A 17619-nucleotide genomic window follows, 5' to 3' on the forward strand; every position below is an offset into this window, starting at 1 on the left:
TCGTCAGCCTCCTTGCTTGCCTGCCTCATCCGAGGCTGGCTTCGAAGCGGTCGGAGGAGGAGCGGATGGAGCCGGATCGATATGCGGCGTTTCGGACGGAGCAGAAGCCGTGGATGGAGAGGTGGTAGGTGGTTGGGGGGGAGAAGGCTCCGACTGATTTACGACGGGGGGTGTAATCGTTGGGGCTGCGGGTTCAGGGGCGGGAGCTGGACTTTGAGGGGCAATAGTCTGGGAGGGCAAAGAAGGGGGTTGCACAGGCTGGGACGGGGCTGGGGTCAGTCTGTTTGATGACTGAGAATTTTCCTGTGTCACAGGAGGCGCACTGGGCTGCGATGTATTGGTTTGAGGAGCAGCGATAGGCGGGGGTGGTGCGACGGGTGCCGCTGGAGTGGGAGTGGGAGTGGGTTCGGGTATGGTTACTGGCGGTGGTGTCTCAGGTACGGCAGGTGCAGCGTCAGTCGGACGATAGACAACGCCGTTTTGTGCGCCGACACGCACAGACCCGCTACCGGACCGGACGATCGGGCCTGAGACACGCTCAATATTTACGGTGCCTGTGCCATTGGCCGTGACTGTGGCAACGGAGGCATTGCCCAGAACGGTGGCAGAGGCATTATCCGCAGTGACGATTGTCAGGGCCTCGATGTCGCCTTGGGAAATCGTGAACGAGGCCTGATTGGTCAATTGTGCCGAGAGCGCCGTTAGCTGGGCAGAGTCGGCTGTGAACGTCGAGGTGCCTGACGCAACGATTTGCGCGGCTCTTTCAAGAGAGCCGATATGGACGTTGGAAGAACCATGCATGCTCAGGTCCAGAGACTGGGTATTCTCAACGTCCATGGTGTTGGAATCGAGACTGGCATCCAGCGAGGCAAGCTTTCCCTTTATCACGAAGCTTGTGTCATGGCTGTCATGGATGGAAACGCCAGTATAGGGCGAGACGCTGATGGTCAGCTTGCCATTGGGCGCGCAGGCTTTGGTGGCGATGGAAATGCGGCTGTCCGCTTCTTCCTTGCCTGTTCGCATGGTGACCTGTGTGGCGCTGCTGCTGTCGAGAGTCGCGCCATCTTTCATTGTGGAGTCCACGACGATCCGCACCTGACCTGTGCACGGAATCGCCAGATCCAGGTCTTCGCCGGACATGGAAACGCGCGCGGCCTTGGCCGAAGGGACAGAAACTGTCCCTGCCAGCGTGGCCAGCAGCAGCATGCGCAGGGCGGTGCGGGACGTCATCGTGAACTCCTAGCGCGCCAGCCCGGGATATCCTCGTCGAGGATGCGTTCGAGCTGGTCGATCCTTTCTTCCAGACGCGTAGCATGGGCTTCGGCCTGTGTCAGGGCAGCCTGAAGATGTGGGTCTGGTCTCCCTTGTTTCACAGGTCCACTTGCGCGGGCGCGCAGCAGGCGTGGCCCGAGGATAAGCGCCGGGATGAACCCCAGGGTCAGGACGACGGCGACAAGGCCAACAAAGTCCTCATTCATAAGTCAGACTTTCTTCCTGCTCTCATCAGGCATCACGCTTCTTTTCTGAAATTTGGCGCTTCAACGCTTCAAACTCATCTTCTACCGCAGCATCTGTTTCAAGCGCAGCGAGTTCTTCGTGAAGAGAAGGGCGACCGGATCTGCGACCCAGATCGTAAGCTTCTGCCTTGCCTTCCAACTCATCGAGCGCACGTTCCACCTGCTCGAAACGACCCAGCGTATCGTCAATGCGAGTATCGTAGAGCTTTTCGCGCGTTTTGAGGCGACCTTCTGCCGTGCGGGCGCGCATGGTCAGGGTCTTCTCGCGGGATTTCGCATCCGCCAGCTTGGCCTGAAGTTTGGCGATATCGTCGTTCTGGTGCTCCAGCCCTTCCGTCACCTGGGCGATCTGACGTTCCAGTCCTTCACGGGACTGTTCGACCGTATGACGGGCGGCAAGAGCGGCCTTGGCGAGATCGTCACGGTTCCGTTCGATGGCGAGAGCGGCCTTGCGGTGCCATTCGTCTTCTTCATGCATCATGGTGCGCACGCGGCGTTCAAGCTGCTTGCGTTCCGCGATGGTGCGGACGGCCTGGCTGCGGACTTCAACCAGCGTGTCTTCCATCTCCTGGATCACGAGACGGATCATCTTCTGCGGGTCCTCAGCCGTGGCGAGAATCGCATTGAGATTGGAGTTCACGATATCGGCGAGTCGAGAAAAAATACCCATGACGCTTTCCTTCCTGAGAACTGGATTAGAGCACAATGACCTGTCTTGTCAGCGGGCTCGTTTTGGGGATGTTATGGTTGTGACAATCTGAAGTGGCGAATGAGGCTCAGAAATGGCGAGATCCACCCAAGCGGACGAAGTTCCGACACCCATCGGGCGGGCTCCGGCATTTCTGGCGATGCTGGACCAGATCTCCCGTCTTGCCCCGTTGAAGCGCCCCGTTCTGGTGATCGGGGAACGTGGGACAGGCAAGGAGCTGGTGGCCGCCCGACTTGCGCTCCTGTCGGAGCGCTGGGACGCGCCATTGGTGAAGCTGAACTGTGCGGCGTTGCCGGAAGCCCTGCTGGACAGCGAACTGTTCGGGCATGAGGCTGGTGCGTTTACCGGTGCGCAGAAGCGGCGTCTCTCGCGGTTTGAACGTGCGGACGGCGGGACGCTGTTTCTGGACGAAATTGGTACAGCCTCGCTTGCCGTTCAGGAAAAACTGCTCCGTGTTATTGAGTACGGCAGTTTCGAGCGTGTTGGTGGCAGCGAGACGATCCGCGTGGATGTGCGTCTGATCGGTGCGACCAATGCGGATCTGCCTGCCATGGCGCGTGAAGGGACGTTCCGGCCCGATCTTCTTGATCGGTTGGCTTTTGATGTTGTAAATGTCCCACCTTTGCGCGCACGCAAGGATGATATTCCTTTGCTGGCGGATCATTTCGCCACGAGGATGAGCGCGGAACTGGACCGTAAGCTCTTCGCCGGCTTTTCCCAGAAAGCACTTCAGTGTCTTCTGGACCATGACTGGCCAGGCAATGTGCGCGAGTTGCGGAACGTTGTTGAGCGCAGCGTGTACCGGATGGAAAATCCTGATCGAAAATTGGACGGGATTGTTCTTGATCCATTCGTGACGCCGGACTGGACTGTCTCGGCGCATGCCTCTTCCATGGTCGTTCCGGAAGCTGTCGCCGATTCTCCTCAGACTTTCCCGGTTGATTTTGCCGAGACGGTCAAAAATCATGAGCGTGCTCTTCTGGAAGGGGCCTTGCGTGAGGCGCAGTTCAGCCAAAGGCAGGCTGCCGACCTTCTGGGACTGACCTATTACCAGTTCCGGCATCATCTGCGCGTCCATGGACTTGCGGACAAGGAAGCCCGGAAAGCTCTGACCAGAAAAGGATAAAACAACGTTCATGCCAGAAAGGCATGCAGGATCTGTGCCAATTCCGGTTTCTAATGGAATACTTCCTGAAATCTTCAAGGATAGATAGTTTTCAGTGGGGAAACTGACACTGGATTGGCCAAAATGACCAAAATTCGGGTCGAATAAAAATCGATAAAAAATATAAATATGGACTATTTAAAATAGTTATACAAAATAAAATAGTTGAATAATGGTTGTTACGCGCCTATGTGTCCTTCACACCGTGCTTATGGTGCGGCTGAATATGGATATGGGTGCAGTCAATGCCACTTTCACAATCCGAACTGCGACATCTTCTGGATACACCGGAAGCACACGCGCTTGAGGAAGCTCTTGAGAGTCTGAAGGGGCGGGTTGCGGTCATTTCCTCGTTCGGTGCGGAATCAGCTATTCTGCTGAATGAAGTCGCCCGTCTTGATCCTTCCGTACCAGTTTTCTTTCTGGATACCCGGCGGCATTTTCCAGAAACGCTAGCCTATCGTGATGAGCTGACTGACACGTTGGGTCTTCTGGATGTACGGACCATTTCACCCGCGGCGCGGGAACTTGAAAACCGGGATCCGCAGGATCAGCTTGCCGCGTTCGATCCCGATGCCTGCTGTGCCCTGCGAAAAGTTGAGCCGCTGGAACTGGTGTTACCAGAGTTCGACGTCTGGCTGACGGGTCGCAAGCGCAGTCAGGCCTCTACACGCGCTGCGCTCCCGGTGGTGGATCCGCAGTCGGATGGGACCGTGAAGCTCAACCCCCTGGCAGGTTGGGGACCGGAAAAGATTGAATCCGAGATGCGCAGGCGGAATCTGCCAAGGCATCCTTTGGTTTCACAAGGATACCCTTCGATCGGTTGTGCGCCCTGTACGCGCCCGGTTGGAGAAGGAGAAGACGGGCGGGCTGGTCGTTGGGCCGGTCTGACCAAGACAGAATGCGGCATTCATCGGCCGGCATGAATATGGAGCGGACAATGACGCGGACACACACCCTGGCGGAACCGCGCGTCATGGATGATCTTGACCAGCTCGAAGCTCAGAGCATTTTCATCCTGCGTGAAGCCTACCGGAAACTGAAACCCCTTTCGCTGCTGTGGTCTCTCGGAAAAGACAGCAACGTCATGGTCTGGCTGGCGCGCAAGGCGTTCATGGGGCGCGTGCCGTTCCCGGTCATGCATGTTGATACCGAGAAGAAATTTCCGGAAATGTATGCTTTCCGGGACGAGTACACCAAGAAGTGGAATCTGGATCTGCTTCTGGGCTACTGCCCGCCGGTTGAAGAGATTGATCCGTCCCTGCCGCCTGCCGCGCGCTCTGCGGCCCGCAAGACGGCGGGTCTGGCGGCCATGATCGACAAACACAAGCTGCGTGGCGTGATTGCCGGTATCCGTCGTGACGAGCAGGCTACGCGTGCCAAGGAACGTGTGTTCAGCCCACGTGGCGCCGGTCATCGCTGGGATGTGCGCAATCAGCCGCCCGAATTCTGGGATCAGTACGCAACGCCGTATGAAGATGGCATGCATATCCGTGTGCATCCGCTGCTGGCCTGGCGTGAAATCGACATCTGGCGGTACATCGAGCGCGAGGGCATTCCCCTTGTGGACCTGTATTTCGCCAAGGATGGCAAACGGTATCGCTCGCTGGGCGATCAGGACATCACAAGCCCGATCGAGAGCAATGCGGCCACAGTGGCCGAGGTGATTGCTGAACTGGAAAGCAGCAAGACGTCCGAGCGTGCCGGGCGTGCCATGGATCATGAGTCGGAAGATGCGTTCGAGCGTCTCCGTGTGGCGGGGTATCTGTAAAATGGGTGATCATATCGCAACCCAGACTCTTTCTGCTGCACACCGCGCAGCAGCCACGCCAATCGTGATTGTCGGACATGTCGATCATGGAAAGTCCACGCTGATCGGTCGTCTGCTGTACGACACGGACAGTCTTCAGGACGGCAAACTCGCGCAGATCGTCGAGAGCAGCCGCAAGCGTGGTCTGGCGGTGGAGTGGAGCTTCCTGCTCGACTCCCTTCAGATCGAGCGCGATCAGGGCGTGACGGTCGATTCCACCCGAATTCCGTTCCGTCTGGGCTCGCGTGAGTTCGTGATCGTGGATGCGCCGGGCCATCGCCAGTTTCTGCGCAATATGATTACGGGTGCTGCTGATGCGGAAGCTGCCGTTCTGGTCGTGGATGCTCAGGAAGGCGCGCAGGAGCAGACGCGGCGTCATGCCATGTTGCTGCGCCTGATCGGTATCCGACATGTCATCGTGCTGCTGAACAAGTCGGACGTCCTGGGCTTTGATGAGTCGAAGATTGTTCAGGCCGAGTCTGATGTGCGTCAGTTGCTTGGACGTCTGGAAATCGAGGTTGAAGCCGTTGTTCCGGCGTCTGCGCGCGATGGTGATAATATCGCCAGCCGTTCCGAGCGGTCTGCCTGGTACAAGGGGCCGACGCTGATTGAGGCTCTGGCCAATGTGCCGCCTCCGGCCTCTCGTCTGGCGCTGCCGTTCCGTATGCCCGTTCAGGACATTTATCGCTTCGATGGCGTTCGCTATGTTGCAGGGCGGATCGAGCGTGGCACGGTGCGTGCGGGTGATCGCCTGACGATTGGTGTTCAGGGGCAGATTGCAACGGTTGCGGAAGTTTGCCGCTGGCATGCGCCGGAACTGCCGGTTGCTGGCGCAGGTGAATCGATTGCGCTGCGTCTGGAGCCGGATCTGGTTCCGGATCGTGGGGATTTGTTGTTCCCGGCGGATGACAAGGCTGCGGCACCGGAACGCTCGGCGCGGATTCGCACCCGTCTGTTTTGGCTTCGTGGCGAGCCGCTGCGGGTTGGAGAGAGCTTCACGCTTCGTCTGACGACAGCCGAGCATGATGTGACGGTTGCTTCCATTGATGCGGTTGTGGATCTGGATGATCTGACGCTGCGTCAGGGCGATGAAGTTCCGCCAGACGGGTTTGCCGAGATCACGCTGGCAGCCTCCCATGCTGTGCTGTTTGACCCGTTCTCTCCGGGCTTTGGCGATGGCCGAGGCGTGCTCGTAGATCGTCATCAGCGCATTGTCGGCGGCGCACCGCTGATTGGGCCAGCTGATCTGGAAGACGGCGTTCATGCCATCCATCCAACGGCCAGCCGCATTACCGCTGGGCAGCAGGCACAGGCTCGTGGACACAAGAGTGGTGTGTTCTGGCTGACGGGTCTGCCGGGTTCCGGCAAGAGCACCGTGGCGCGGGCCGCGGAAGTGTCGCTGGTGGCTCAGAATGTGAAAGCGACTGTGCTGGACGGGGACACGCTTCGCGCTGGCCTGTGCAGTGATCTGGGCTTCTCGCCGGAAGATCGTCGGGAAAACATTCGCCGTGCGGCGCATGTCGCGAAGATCCTCTCCGAGAGTGGTCAGGCAGTTATCGTGGCACTGGTTTCACCGTTGCAGGCAGACCGTGATCTGGCCCGGCAGATTGTGGGCGAGGGCTTCCATGAAGTGTTTGTGGATACGCCACTGGCAACCTGTGAGCAGCGTGACCCGAAGGGGCTGTATGCGGCGGCACGCGCCGGAAAAATCCCTGAATTCACGGGTGTTTCAGCACCGTATGAAGCGCCTCTGTCTCCTGAGCTTCGTCTTGGAGCGGACCAGACGGAGGCTGAGACTGTTAGTGAACTGACCGGGTTTGTTCTGCGGGTTGTTCAGCCCTGAGTTTGGGATGATCTGACCTCAAAAAGACGGCGGCCTTTTGGCCGCCGTTTTTCGTTTCAGGGCAGAAAGCCCGCCTTGCGAAACCAGTTGATTTCGTCCGTCAGTGTTTCTTCGAGAGGCCTGAAAGTAAGTCCCAGATCATGATGAAATCTGTGGGCACTGAAATGGGAGCGGTCATCTTCCGAGGCGAGGGCCTTTGCTGTGGCCCAGCTCATGAGGACGGGCTTGCGTGTGAGACGAGCCTGCACTTCGCTGAGGGCTGCGATGACATAAAGCAGCGGCATAGGAATCCGGCGTGATGGCGCTTTGCAACCAGTCAGCTTTGCAATCAACGGAATGAGGTCAGCCATTGTCTGGTGCCTGCCCGCTGCCAGATAACGTTCCCCGCGCTTCCCTTTGCTGAGACAGGCAATCATTGCCAGTGCAACGTCCCGTGTATCGACAAGACTGACCGAACCGGGTGGAATGCCCGGAAGTTTTCCGCGAGCGACATCAAGGATCGTCTGTCCGGCTGATGTGGGGCCACGGTCACCGGGACCGTGCATCCAGCCCGGAAGGACCATGCAGGCCCAGAATTCCGGATACTCAGCCAGGAAATCGTTCAGAACTTTCTCGGACCGGATCTTGCTTCGGAAATATGGGTCGGCTTCGTCTTCCCGCCGAAGCATTGTTTCATCGACGGTCTGTCCTTTCGCACCCTTCAGGACAGCAATGGAGCTCGCATGAACCATGCGGCGAATCCCTGCTTTCCACGAGGTATCCAGAAGCTCTTTCATGGCTTTGACGTTGATTGCTTCCAGATCCTGGTCATGGTTGCCGCCCGTATAGGAATCCCGGAAGTAGGCTGCCGTATGGAACAGCACATCCACGCCGGACAATGCTGCGTTGAAGCTTGAAATGGACTGAAGATCTCCAGTGATGATCTCGACAGGTAGGCCATCAAATTGCTGTTTAGCCTTGGTTTCCGATCGTGCGAGTGCGCGGACCTGAAAGCCTTCGGCCAGAAGGGCACGAACAAGGTTATTGCCGAGAAGACCTGTAGCGCCTGTTACGAATGCGATAGGGGCAGGAGCATTTTTGCTCTGTGAAAGGGCGGTCATGAGAATGGCTCCGTCAGACATGGAGCATTGTCTATAAGGCTGGACCTTGGTCCATGGTCAAGGAAGAGAGACGGTCATGTTAATTGGCGAATTCGCTCGAAGAGCGGGCTTAAGTCAGGACACGGTACGGTTTTATGTCCGCAAAGGATTGCTGCGGCCTCAGACAGGCTTGCGCGGGGGGCGGAATCCTTATCAGGAATTTACGGAGCGGGACCTGCAGACGGCCCGGATCGTTCGTTTTGGGCAGTCACTTGGGATGAGTCTGAAAGAACTGACAGCGATTAATGATGAGATGGTGCAGGACGGTCTTTCCGATGAACGTGCTGTGATGCTCATGCAGGAACAGATTGATCGCCTTGCCGGAAAAGCGTCTGAAATTAACACGTTGATTCAGTATCTTTGGGCGAAATGCCAGTGGATCCAGTCCGGAAAGGAGGGGCCTGAACCTTCGTTTCTCTGCATTGCTAATAATGAAAAATGAAAGAAGGCTTCACGGAATTGCGTTTACGGGCAGGGCCAAACTGGAGGTAGGGTCAGTGTGTTGTGATTTTCATGGCCATGAGGCTGTGATCTGCGTGCAGGATTAAATGTCACATCCAACGAGAAAATAACATTAATATTATCAAAATACGAAAATACTCACTTTTGTGATGTGCGTTTTAATGCTGTAACGTTAAAGAAGATTTCAGAAAACGTATCTGCTCACATGCGGAAGAAGGCCCCTATGACGCAGTCTCTTGATGTTTCACGAAAGCTCAGCGGAGATGCGCTGACGAATTTCATCGCGACCATCTCCGCTACGGGTGGCCTCCTTTTCGGGTATGACACGGGAATTATTTCGTCAGCCCTGTTGCAGATCCGTGAGCAGTTTCATCTCGACACGATTGGCTCCGAGATTGTCACGTCTGCGATTATTCTCGGCGCTCTTCTGGGGTGTCTTGGGGCTGGCGGTGTTTCTGACCGGTTTGGTCGTCGTCGTACTGTAATGATTGCGGCAGCACTTTTTGTTGTTGGTACCATTCTGGCTGCTGCAGCTCAGAGTGTTCCGGTTCTGATCGGTTCACGCTTGGTCCTGGGATTGGCTATTGGTGCAGCCTCGCAGATCGTACCAATTTATATTGCTGAAATATCCCCGCCTCATCGTCGTGGACGGCTGGTGGTTGGGTTCCAGCTTGCTGTTGTGTCTGGAGTGACTATTTCCTTCCTGACGGGGTACTTTCTGCGCGATAGCAGCTGGCGGATCATGTTTGGCATTGGCATGTTGCCTGCCCTTATTCTTTTTATCGGAATGGCTTTCCTGCCAAACAGCCCTCGGTGGCTTGCCCTTAAGGGGAGGACAGACGAAGCATTGGCTGTTCTGTGTCGCGTTCGTTCTTCGGAAGATGCAGCACGAAGCGAGCTTCAGGATATTATCGATAATCATGACGAACAGGCATCGTGGTCCGAATTGGCCAAGCCTTGGGTACGGCCTGCACTGATTGCGTCTGTCGGTATTGCGCTATTGTGCCAGTTCACGGGTATTAATGCGATCATGTACTATGCTCCGGCGATTTTTTCGGATGCAGGTTTTGGTCAGGACTCGGCTCTGCTGACTTCCGTGGCTGTTGGTCTCTCCATGGTTTGTGCAACGATCTTTGGCGGCTGGGCCGTTGATACCTGGGGACGTCGGACACTGATTTTGCGACTTCTTCCGGGTGCGGTCATTTCTCTGATCGTTTTGGGAGCAATGTTTGCTCTGCATATGACAAGCGGTATTGGGGCCTGGATCACTGTTCTGGCCATCATAGGTTATACTGTCTGCAACACAGGAAGTCTGTCCGTTGCGGTCTGGCTGGTTGGTGCTGAGGTTTATCCACTGTCCTGCCGTGGTAAGGGAATGAGCCTGGTTGCAGGAAGTCACTGGGGTGCAGACCTGATTATTTCTCTCACGACGCTGTCGCTGGTGCAGGGATTGGGCGCGCACATGACCTTCTGGCTGTTTGCGATCGTCAATGCGTTTGCGTTCTTTTTCGTGCTTCGCTACGTGCCGGAAACGAAAGGGCAGTCTCTGGAGCAGCTTGAGAGAAGCCTGCGTGACGGAACATTCGCTCCCGTTCACAAGTCATGAAAAAGGGGAGCTTTGGCTCCCCTCTGCAAGAAAAGCCAGCTCTCAGGAGCTGGCTTTTTTTATGTATTCTCAGCAGCGCCCGATTGAACTGTAATCAAAGCCAGCGGCGCGCATGATGTCAGGATTCCAGATATTCCTAAGATCCGCGATGGCTTTACCGCGCATGGCGTTGCGCAGCCGCTCGGGGTCAATGGCGCGGAAGACATTCCATTCCGTCAGTACGACGAGAATATCTGCGTTTGTCGCAGCCTCCAGTGCGTCCGTGCAGTATGTAATCTCTGGAGGGAGAAGTGCACGGGCCGGTTCCATGCCTTCCGGATCAAAAGCCTGAATAATGGCGCCAGCTTCGTGCAGATGGCTCAGGATCGGCAGAGAGGCGGCTTCGCGCATATCGTCCGTATCGGGTTTGAACGTCAGGCCCAGGACGCCGACGGTCTTGCCCTGAACACTCCCACCGATCTGCGTAATGATGCGTTCTGCCATGCGGCTCTTACGATCTTCATTGACGTCAACAGTTGCTTCTACCAGACGGGAGGGAGCTCCGGCGTCTCGTGCGATGGCGGTTAAAGCGCGGGTGTCTTTGGGGAAGCAGGAACCGCCATAGCCGGGGCCTGCATGGAGGAAGCGCTTCCCGATGCGTTGATCCAGCCCCATACCCAGAGCAACGTCATGGATATTACCACCGACCTTCTCGCAAAGATCTGCCATTTCGTTGATGAAGGTGACCTTCATGGCTAGAAAGGCGTTTGCGGCATATTTTGTGAGTTCAGCAGTTTCCAGATCCGTCATGACGATGGGGGCTTCGATCAGATGAATCGGGCGATAAATCTCGCGCATGACTGCGGCGGCGCGTTCGCCTGCGTCTGGTCCGGACGTATCAATGCCGATAATCACGCGATCGGGCTGCATGAAGTCCCCGATTGCGTTGCCTTCTCGCAGGAATTCAGGGTTGGAAGCTACGTCAAACGTCAGTTCCGAGCGTGTCTCCTTCAGGATACGGGCGACTTCGCGGCCTGTCCCTACGGGTACGGTCGATTTGGTGACAACCAGAAGCCCTTCCTTGGCTGAGAGGGCAATTTCTTTTGTCGCTGCATAGACATAGGTCAGATCAGCATGGCCATCGCCACGGCGGGTGGGGGTGCCGACGGCAATGAAGACGGCGTCAGCACCGTCTATGGCTGCAGCAAGATCGTCTCCAAAGGTGAGGTGGCCGGTCTCAACGTTCTTGCTGACAATGGCGTCCAAGCCTGGTTCATAGATGGGAATGCGACCATCCCGGAGAGCTGCCAGTTTTTTGGGATCCCGCTCGACAATGGCGACGTCTGATCCGAATTCGGCAAAACAGGCGCCGGAGACCAGTCCGACGTAACCACCACCGATCATTGCTATACGCATAACAGAACTCTCCTAGCGCTATAATGTCTGCATAACCGGCGCACCGGGTGGGAGCAAATATCCGACCACAGACCGTGTGGTCATTTCGTGGGGCGGGCACAGGGGTTGGAAGCGGCGAAAGAACGCAGAGCCGGAGGCAGGATGGTCAGTTCGTTGGAATCGGCCAGCAGTCCACGCCCGCGTTTGGACCATCTGGCAAGGCTGAGGTCTGGGTTATCGAACCGTCCGCTGACGCGCACAGGAATATCAAGTGCAAAGAAACTGGTTGAGAAGGGTCGGCTTGCAAAAACAAGGTCCAGCCAGCGTCGGTTGAGGTCGACATCCGCTTTTGCGGCGATGATTCCTGCGTTTGTTCGAATGCGGAGTGGTGCGACTGTACCGATGCCCTGATGCATGTCCAGAACACCCAGCATACAGGTGATGGGCGTGGTGCCTTTGGCATGCCGAACCAGCAGGCGCAGGTCCATGGAGGCCGTTTCAACGATTTCTCTAGCGATTTCGCCTTTCTCCATGCTGACAGCGGCCACCAGATCTGCCTTGCGCGTGGCTTCGTTCAGGGTGCTGACGTTTGCAGCTTTCGCAATGATGCGGATGGACAGGGAACCTTTGACGGGAATGGGAGCCAAGCCTGCTGTGCGGCGCAGACGATCAATATCACCGTGAGAAAGGGCGATGGAGGCATTGATGCGGGAGCGATTTCCATCGCCCTCAATCTGGCCATTAACCTGAAGGTTGGCCCCCAGATAGCCAAGGGTCAAAGTTGAGACATTGATCTTTCCAGGTGTTTGGGACGCATTGAACTTCAGTTTTGAGAACGTCAGGGCATTATAGAGAACGTCTTCAGCGGCCAGTTTGACATGCAGGACAGGGTCGGGCTTGGCAGGTGCGACGAGAGGAATGTCAGTCTGGCCAGAAGATTTTCCGGATGAGAAGGCTTTGGTCAGGCTGTTGAGGTCAATGTGACCAAATGTCAGGTCTGTGTTGATGATGTCCGGTGTTCCTTTGCCTCCTTCTTCAAGATTAAAGGTCCCATCATTGATCTGGCTGTCTTTGAGGGCACCTCTGGCATGGGTGAAGTGCCAGTTGTCTCCGGCATGACTGAATGTGCCTTTGAGTGAGAGCGGAAGGACTGGGTGCGTTCCGGACAAACCGGCAAGAGAAAATACAGGTGCGGACGTGGCAGTTGAAAGAGCGACCTCGCCTTGGACGCCCTCAAAGTTCAGAGGGTCTGTCAGCGTTCCGTTGAAATCGAGCGTAAGGTCGCCAGACGTGATGTGAGCTGTGGCTTTATAAGGATCTGGCACACGGCGTAGAGCATCAAAAGACTGCATGGAGGCGTCAAGCGTGATGCCCGTATCATTATATCCTCCCTGGAAAGACATTTTGACTGGGGAGGCATCATCTTTTGACTGGAATGTCACCTGCGTCATCGTCACTTGATAGGATGCGCCTTTGGCGGATCGGTAAGTGACATCACTATTTTTGAGGGTTAGGTTTCGAAGGCCCGGAAAGTCATGAAGATCAGGTTTTTCCTCGGATGCTTTGACCGGGCGTGGGCGCTTCAGATCTTCAAAAGGCACGAATCTCCAGTTCGGGATACGTTCAGATGTGCGTTCGAAGAGGCCGGAGAAATGATCAACGATAACGTCACGGGTTTCGATTGGTCCGTGCAGAAGCGACATCAGGCGCAGTTTGACGTGTATGGTTCCGGCAGTGATGATATCGGGCCGGCTGCCTCCGGGAATATTGGCAATGTGCAAGTCTTCTCCGTCCACTGTTATCCATTTTCCAGGGTGGATATGGAGATGGCCGATGTGGACGTTGCGATGAAGTGATTTGGAGAGCTTTGCAGAGGCCAGCGCAGCGAAGTCCTTGTGCTGGATCCAGAACCATCCACCAGTGATGGCGGTACAGAGCAGAACAAAAAGCGCAAGTAGAGATCCAAGAAACCAGCGAAGCAAGATTTGTTCTTTCCGAAGATCAGGGAAGAGAAGTCTTAATAACGTGCCATGTTCATAAACGGGAGTGTTTCAGGAAGGAAAAATATTCGCTGTGATTCTGGGAGTGTTTCAAAAAGGTGAGTATTTAGAATGCGGCCTGAACACGCCCGACGACTGCATCTCCCGTCCGGCCATTCTGATTGACGGTTGTGGTGCTGCGGCTGACAATGAAATGGTTATAATCCACCATGAATTTGAAGTGACGGTTGGGATACCAGTTCAGTCCTGTTGCCCACACTGTCTGCTGGCCTCCGCGAACGCCATCTGGCCTCTCGAGGCGGCTGTTCAGGTCAGCCACACTGTAACGTGCGGCGATTTCAAGGGCTCCCCATTGATTGCGGGCGGGATCGAATTCGCCATCCGGGGAAACACCAGGAGCCAAAAAGCCGCCTTCCTGAATGCTATAGCGGCGCGGATTTCCGAAGAGCGTATAGCCAATGGCGCTATACCATCCCTGAAAGGCGAGGGAGGGCAACCCGCCTGATCGTTCGATCCCAATGCGGTAATATTCTGCTTTGAGCAGCAGTCGCTTCCAGCGCAAGGCAAATTCAGGACCCGCGGACCAGACCTGAGCGACATTCTGGATGGCACCTGTTGTTTGCAGAACAGATTCCCCAATGTTGACTTCGGGGCGTTGGATAAAGGTGTAGCTGCGTCCGTCTTCCGTCTGGGCGACCTTGAAAGACGCAATGGAAGAAACGCCTACATGCAGATCCACGTCTTTGGTGACAACCGGACGTCCAGCCACGCGGAATGTCCCGCCGGTCTGGCTGTCCGTCACATGTTTGCCAATGGGAAGGTAATACTGGTTTTCGGCGCGGTTACCCCAGCTTTGTCCAGTAAAGTAGCCGCCAATCCACCAACGGTCTGCATAATGTAAACCACCGATGCTGAAGCGGGCGTCATTGGCGGCAATAGTGCGTACCATATCTACGATGGCAGGACGCTCCAACAGAAGGAAATCGTTGGAGCTTTCGGCATCTTCTTCCGTGACGCGTGGCTGAAAATAGCCGACTGTCAGGATCGTATTATGCAGGCCGGCGTAGTTGATGTTGGCTTCATACAACCCGACCTGGCCATCAAAATTTCCATGTCCGAAGTCGGGAGTGACGTTCGCGATCCAGTCCTTGTAGCGGAAGGAGAAAGGGATTCGCAGTCGGCGACTGTTGGATGTGAAGGAATTGAAATTGCCCCGGCTTTCTCCATTGCGTTGGGATACTCCGAGGAAGCCTCCAAAGTCTTCCTGGAAGGCGAGACCGATGGACAGGGCATAGGCACCGTCCGCAGTTTTGAAGGTCGGTCTACCATTGGGGAATCCGATTTTCATTCCGCCGATTGAGACTTCCTCGTCCTGGCTCGAGGCCTGCTGAAAATCTTTCCATGATGATACGATGCCGCGGTCTGACGGTGGTGTATCCTGCGCGAGAGGTGTTCTTCTCAGAAGTGAGATCGGGGCGGCTGTCTGGAGAAGAGGCGGCGGAGGTAGGTACCCGGCTCGTTGGCGATAAGGATTGGCTTCGGTTTCTTCCCGCTGTCTCGCGAGAAGTGCGCTGGTACGTTTGTGTTCGGCGGCACGCTCTTTCTTTAATTCCTGAACTTCAGCCTGCATGGCACGGATCTGTCGTTCCATGAGTTCCAGACGATCTGCGGCCGATGCTTCTTCTTCTGGCAGGCAAGAAAGAAGGAGTGTCGTTGTAGCAAGCAGTGTCAGTCGGGAAAGGAAGACAGGCATCGTGTGAAAAGCGTCCTGATAATACTCAAGTGACTCTGACAGCAGGCTGTCAGAGTGTGGAACGCTCAAGAAAGTGAGGGTTTCCTCTGAGAGCGCAGAGCCTACTCTCTAATCACAAACAAGGAAGGTGTGCGTATCATTGTGCGACACCGTTGCTTGAGGTTTGGAGTGCGCGGTTCGCTGCACGGTGAGGGGCATAAAAAAAGCGGAAACAGCTCGCGCCATTTCCGCCTGAGAGAGACTGGAAAAGTCTTAGAAGCCAGCCTGGATACGGGCTGCGATGGAGTTGCCTGTCCGACCGTAGAGGTTGGTTGCCTGCATGCTGCGGGACACGATGAAGTGGCTGTAATCGAGCATGAGACGGAAATGGCGGTTCGGATACCAGTTCAGGCCGCCGGTCCAGACGGTTTGCTGACCGCCACGAATAACGTTCTTGGCGTTGGCTTCGTTCAGACCGCTGTTCAGGTCGATCACGCTGTAATGACCAACGACTTCAAGCGCTCCCCATTGGTTGAGAGCGGGATTGAATTCTTCCTTGCTTGACACGCCCGGTGCTCCGAAAGCGCCAGCTTTGTAGTTGTACATCCGCGGGTCGCCGAAGATCGTATAGGCAGCCGACCCATACCAGCCCTGGAAGCCGGCAGATTTCAGGCCTGGGCCAGAGCGCTGTACCCCGACGTGATAATATTCACCCTTCACAACCAGGCGGTTCCAGCGAACGCCAAGCTCAGGACCAGCAGCCCAGACCTGTGCGGCGTTGGAAATGCCACCTGTGGCTGCCAGATTGGCTTCACCGATATCGAATTCAGGACGCTGTCCGAAAGACGTTGATCGTGAGCAGTGATTGGCGTCCGTTCCTGTGTTGCAGGCAAGGCGGAAAGCTGAAATTGCAGACGCGCCCAAATGAACGTCCCAATCCTTCGTAGCAACCGGACGACCGGCAACGCGAAGGGTGCCGCCGGTCTGGCTGTCAACGGTACTGCCGCTGCCACCACCGTAATAGGTGCTGCTGCTGTCAGAAGCGTTACGATGGCCCCATTCCTGACCGGTGAAGTAACCGGCTACCCACCAGCGCTTCTCATAATGGAGACCGCCGACGCTGAAACGGGCATCGCCAGCAGCGATATTGCGGACCATATCGGTGATGCTGGGGCGTTCAAGTGTGAAGAAGTCGTTGGAGCTTTCGGAATCTTCTTCGGTGACGCGCGGCTGGAAGTAACCGACTGTCAGAATCGTGTTGCGGAAGCCTGTGTAGTTCAGGTTGCCTTCGTATAGTCCGACGTAACCATCGTTATGGTTTGCGCCGAAATCAGGCGTAACGGCTGCGACCCAGTTCTTGTAGCGGAACATGAAGGGAATACGCAGGCGACGCATGTTGGACGTAAAGCTGTTGAAAGCACCGCGTGTTTCGCCGCTGCGGGGACCGGAGTTGAAGAAGCCCCCGAAGTCTTCATGGAAGGCCAGTCCGATCGAAAGGGCGTAGGCGCCGTCAGACGACTGAATGGTGGGACGTCCTTTCGGGAAGCCGATTTTCACGCCACCAACGGTGACTTCTTCATCCTGTGCCGTTGCACGCTGGAAGTCAGACCAGGACGTGATGTCTGCACGATCTGAAGCCGGACGACCGGTATCGGGGCCGCCGGTTCCTTTTCGAACAGTAATCAGAGGAGCATTGGACTGAGGATGGGAGCCGATATAGCTGTTACGCTGCCCATATGGGTTGTTTTCTGCCTCTTCACGCTGGTGGGCGAGAACGGCGCGGGCGCGTTTGATATCCTCGTTGTGTTCCTTCTTCATGGCGGTCAACTGCGCCTGCATGGCACGGATCTGGCGCTCCATGATTTCCATCTGGTCTGCGGCATGCGCATGGCCAGTAAGAGCGCCGAGAGACATCAGGGTTGAAGTCGCTAGAAGAGCGGTTGTTCTTCGGAAAGAGAAAGTCATTGCCGCGGTGCATCCCTTGCGTGAATGGCAGGTTGTCCACGGCGGAGGTATCTGATTCCCCTTTTTGAAGAATGGGAAGGTTTGATGACGACTGAAAGACTCTTTTATGACAAAAGGTGTCAAGCCTTTGAAAATATGTGTCTTTCTGGAATTCTGTTTGTGACGGCCTGTTTTCTGAGGATGCAGGTCTGGAAAATGTGTGTCATTTTTGCATCAATATGCCTTCATGTCTGTCATGAAACTATCATGTGCATGCCTCTGTTTCTCCTTACGGGCTGGGTTTAGTAGATAGTCCGG

At 55.9% G+C, this 17619-nt stretch carries 14 protein-coding genes; 6 read left to right on the forward strand and 8 right to left on the reverse strand.

What is annotated here, in order from left to right:
* Window positions 1–3: 3 nt before the first annotated feature.
* Genes AC3B6F_RS06970 through pspA form a run of 3 tightly spaced genes read right to left on the reverse strand, consistent with a single transcriptional unit; the run spans window position 4 to window position 2187 of the window.
* The gene (locus AC3B6F_RS06970; protein ID WP_489823809.1) at window positions 4–1230 is read right to left on the reverse strand and encodes a hypothetical protein; all 1227 of its coding nucleotides are present in this window, start codon (window positions 1228–1230) and stop codon (window positions 4–6) included.
* Complete coding sequence (locus AC3B6F_RS06975) at window positions 1227–1478, reverse strand: envelope stress response membrane protein PspB (protein WP_489823810.1); 252 nt, start codon at window positions 1476–1478, stop codon at window positions 1227–1229. Before AC3B6F_RS06975 ends, AC3B6F_RS06970 begins: the two co-directional genes overlap by 4 nt.
* Before the next feature lie 25 nt (window positions 1479–1503).
* Window positions 1504–2187: a phage shock protein PspA gene (gene pspA / locus AC3B6F_RS06980; RefSeq protein ID WP_023944218.1), complete on the reverse strand. Its 684-nt coding sequence runs from the start codon at window positions 2185–2187 to the stop codon at window positions 1504–1506.
* Between the two features lie 112 nt (window positions 2188–2299).
* On the opposite strand from pspA, the gene pspF reads away from it, so the two are divergent.
* From pspF to cysC, 4 genes are all read left to right on the forward strand, one after another.
* Entirely contained in the window at window positions 2300–3352 is a 1053-nt protein-coding gene (pspF, locus tag AC3B6F_RS06985) for a phage shock protein operon transcriptional activator (RefSeq protein ID WP_489823811.1), read from the forward strand.
* Between the two features lie 284 nt (window positions 3353–3636).
* A complete protein-coding gene (locus AC3B6F_RS06990) occupies window positions 3637–4317 on the forward strand; it encodes a phosphoadenylyl-sulfate reductase (protein WP_489823812.1) in 681 nt (226 codons plus the stop codon).
* A 50-nt stretch (window positions 4318–4367) separates the two neighbouring features.
* Window positions 4368–5162, forward strand: coding sequence for a sulfate adenylyltransferase subunit CysD (gene cysD, locus AC3B6F_RS06995; RefSeq protein WP_035729485.1), 795 nt, complete (start codon window positions 4368–4370; stop codon window positions 5160–5162).
* A gap of 1 nt (window position 5163) precedes the next feature.
* Window positions 5164–7044, forward strand: a complete 1881-nt coding sequence (gene cysC, locus AC3B6F_RS07000) for an adenylyl-sulfate kinase (protein WP_489823813.1) — start codon at window positions 5164–5166, stop codon at window positions 7042–7044.
* A 56-nt stretch (window positions 7045–7100) separates the two neighbouring features.
* Here the strand turns inward: cysC and AC3B6F_RS07005 are convergent, their stop codons facing one another.
* Window positions 7101–8144, reverse strand: a complete 1044-nt coding sequence (locus tag AC3B6F_RS07005) for an SDR family oxidoreductase (RefSeq protein WP_489823814.1) — start codon at window positions 8142–8144, stop codon at window positions 7101–7103.
* A 76-nt stretch (window positions 8145–8220) separates the two neighbouring features.
* On the opposite strand from AC3B6F_RS07005, the gene AC3B6F_RS07010 reads away from it, so the two are divergent.
* Together AC3B6F_RS07010 and AC3B6F_RS07015 are read left to right on the forward strand one after the other, a co-directional pair.
* Window positions 8221–8625, forward strand: coding sequence for a MerR family transcriptional regulator (locus tag AC3B6F_RS07010; RefSeq protein ID WP_489823815.1), 405 nt, complete (start codon window positions 8221–8223; stop codon window positions 8623–8625).
* A 243-nt stretch (window positions 8626–8868) separates the two neighbouring features.
* Complete coding sequence (locus AC3B6F_RS07015) at window positions 8869–10251, forward strand: sugar porter family MFS transporter (RefSeq protein ID WP_211567990.1); 1383 nt, start codon at window positions 8869–8871, stop codon at window positions 10249–10251.
* A gap of 69 nt (window positions 10252–10320) precedes the next feature.
* On the opposite strand, the gene AC3B6F_RS07020 is transcribed toward AC3B6F_RS07015, so the two are convergent.
* The 4 genes from AC3B6F_RS07020 to AC3B6F_RS07035 form a co-directional block, all read right to left on the reverse strand.
* A complete protein-coding gene (locus AC3B6F_RS07020) occupies window positions 10321–11634 on the reverse strand; it encodes a UDP-glucose dehydrogenase family protein (protein ID WP_489824001.1) in 1314 nt (437 codons plus the stop codon).
* Between the two features lie 92 nt (window positions 11635–11726).
* Window positions 11727–13607: an AsmA family protein gene (locus tag AC3B6F_RS07025; protein ID WP_489823816.1), complete on the reverse strand. Its 1881-nt coding sequence runs from the start codon at window positions 13605–13607 to the stop codon at window positions 11727–11729.
* A gap of 124 nt (window positions 13608–13731) precedes the next feature.
* The gene (locus tag AC3B6F_RS07030; protein WP_489824002.1) at window positions 13732–15378 is read right to left on the reverse strand and encodes an OprO/OprP family phosphate-selective porin; all 1647 of its coding nucleotides are present in this window, start codon (window positions 15376–15378) and stop codon (window positions 13732–13734) included.
* Window positions 15379–15630: 252 nt separating this feature from the next.
* Window positions 15631–17322: an OprO/OprP family phosphate-selective porin gene (locus AC3B6F_RS07035; RefSeq protein WP_211567992.1), complete on the reverse strand. Its 1692-nt coding sequence runs from the start codon at window positions 17320–17322 to the stop codon at window positions 15631–15633.
* Window positions 17323–17619 lie beyond the last annotated feature (297 nt).

This window comes from Gluconobacter sp. ESL1110 (assembly GCF_058107395.1).

What these genes read in the sequence shown, in the direction of transcription:
- AC3B6F_RS07005 (WP_489823814.1), bottom strand. Translation starts at nt 8,144, where the DNA reads ATGACCGCCCTTTCACAGAGCAAAAATGCTCCTGCCCCTATCGCATTC.
- AC3B6F_RS07010 (WP_489823815.1), top strand. Translation starts at nt 8,221, where the DNA reads ATGTTAATTGGCGAATTCGCTCGAAGAGCGGGCTTAAGTCAGGACACG.
- AC3B6F_RS07015 (WP_211567990.1), top strand. Translation starts at nt 8,869, where the DNA reads ATGACGCAGTCTCTTGATGTTTCACGAAAGCTCAGCGGAGATGCGCTG.
- cysC (WP_489823813.1), top strand. Translation starts at nt 5,164, where the DNA reads ATGGGTGATCATATCGCAACCCAGACTCTTTCTGCTGCACACCGCGCA.
- pspA (WP_023944218.1), bottom strand. Translation starts at nt 2,187, where the DNA reads ATGGGTATTTTTTCTCGACTCGCCGATATCGTGAACTCCAATCTCAAT.
- AC3B6F_RS06970 (WP_489823809.1), bottom strand. Translation starts at nt 1,230, where the DNA reads ATGACGTCCCGCACCGCCCTGCGCATGCTGCTGCTGGCCACGCTGGCA.
- AC3B6F_RS06990 (WP_489823812.1), top strand. Translation starts at nt 3,637, where the DNA reads ATGCCACTTTCACAATCCGAACTGCGACATCTTCTGGATACACCGGAA.
- AC3B6F_RS07020 (WP_489824001.1), bottom strand. Translation starts at nt 11,634, where the DNA reads ATGATCGGTGGTGGTTACGTCGGACTGGTCTCCGGCGCCTGTTTTGCC.
- AC3B6F_RS07030 (WP_489824002.1), bottom strand. Translation starts at nt 15,378, where the DNA reads ATGCCTGTCTTCCTTTCCCGACTGACACTGCTTGCTACAACGACACTC.
- pspF (WP_489823811.1), top strand. Translation starts at nt 2,300, where the DNA reads ATGGCGAGATCCACCCAAGCGGACGAAGTTCCGACACCCATCGGGCGG.
- cysD (WP_035729485.1), top strand. Translation starts at nt 4,368, where the DNA reads ATGGATGATCTTGACCAGCTCGAAGCTCAGAGCATTTTCATCCTGCGT.
- AC3B6F_RS07035 (WP_211567992.1), bottom strand. Translation starts at nt 17,322, where the DNA reads ATGACTTTCTCTTTCCGAAGAACAACCGCTCTTCTAGCGACTTCAACC.
- AC3B6F_RS06975 (WP_489823810.1), bottom strand. Translation starts at nt 1,478, where the DNA reads ATGAATGAGGACTTTGTTGGCCTTGTCGCCGTCGTCCTGACCCTGGGG.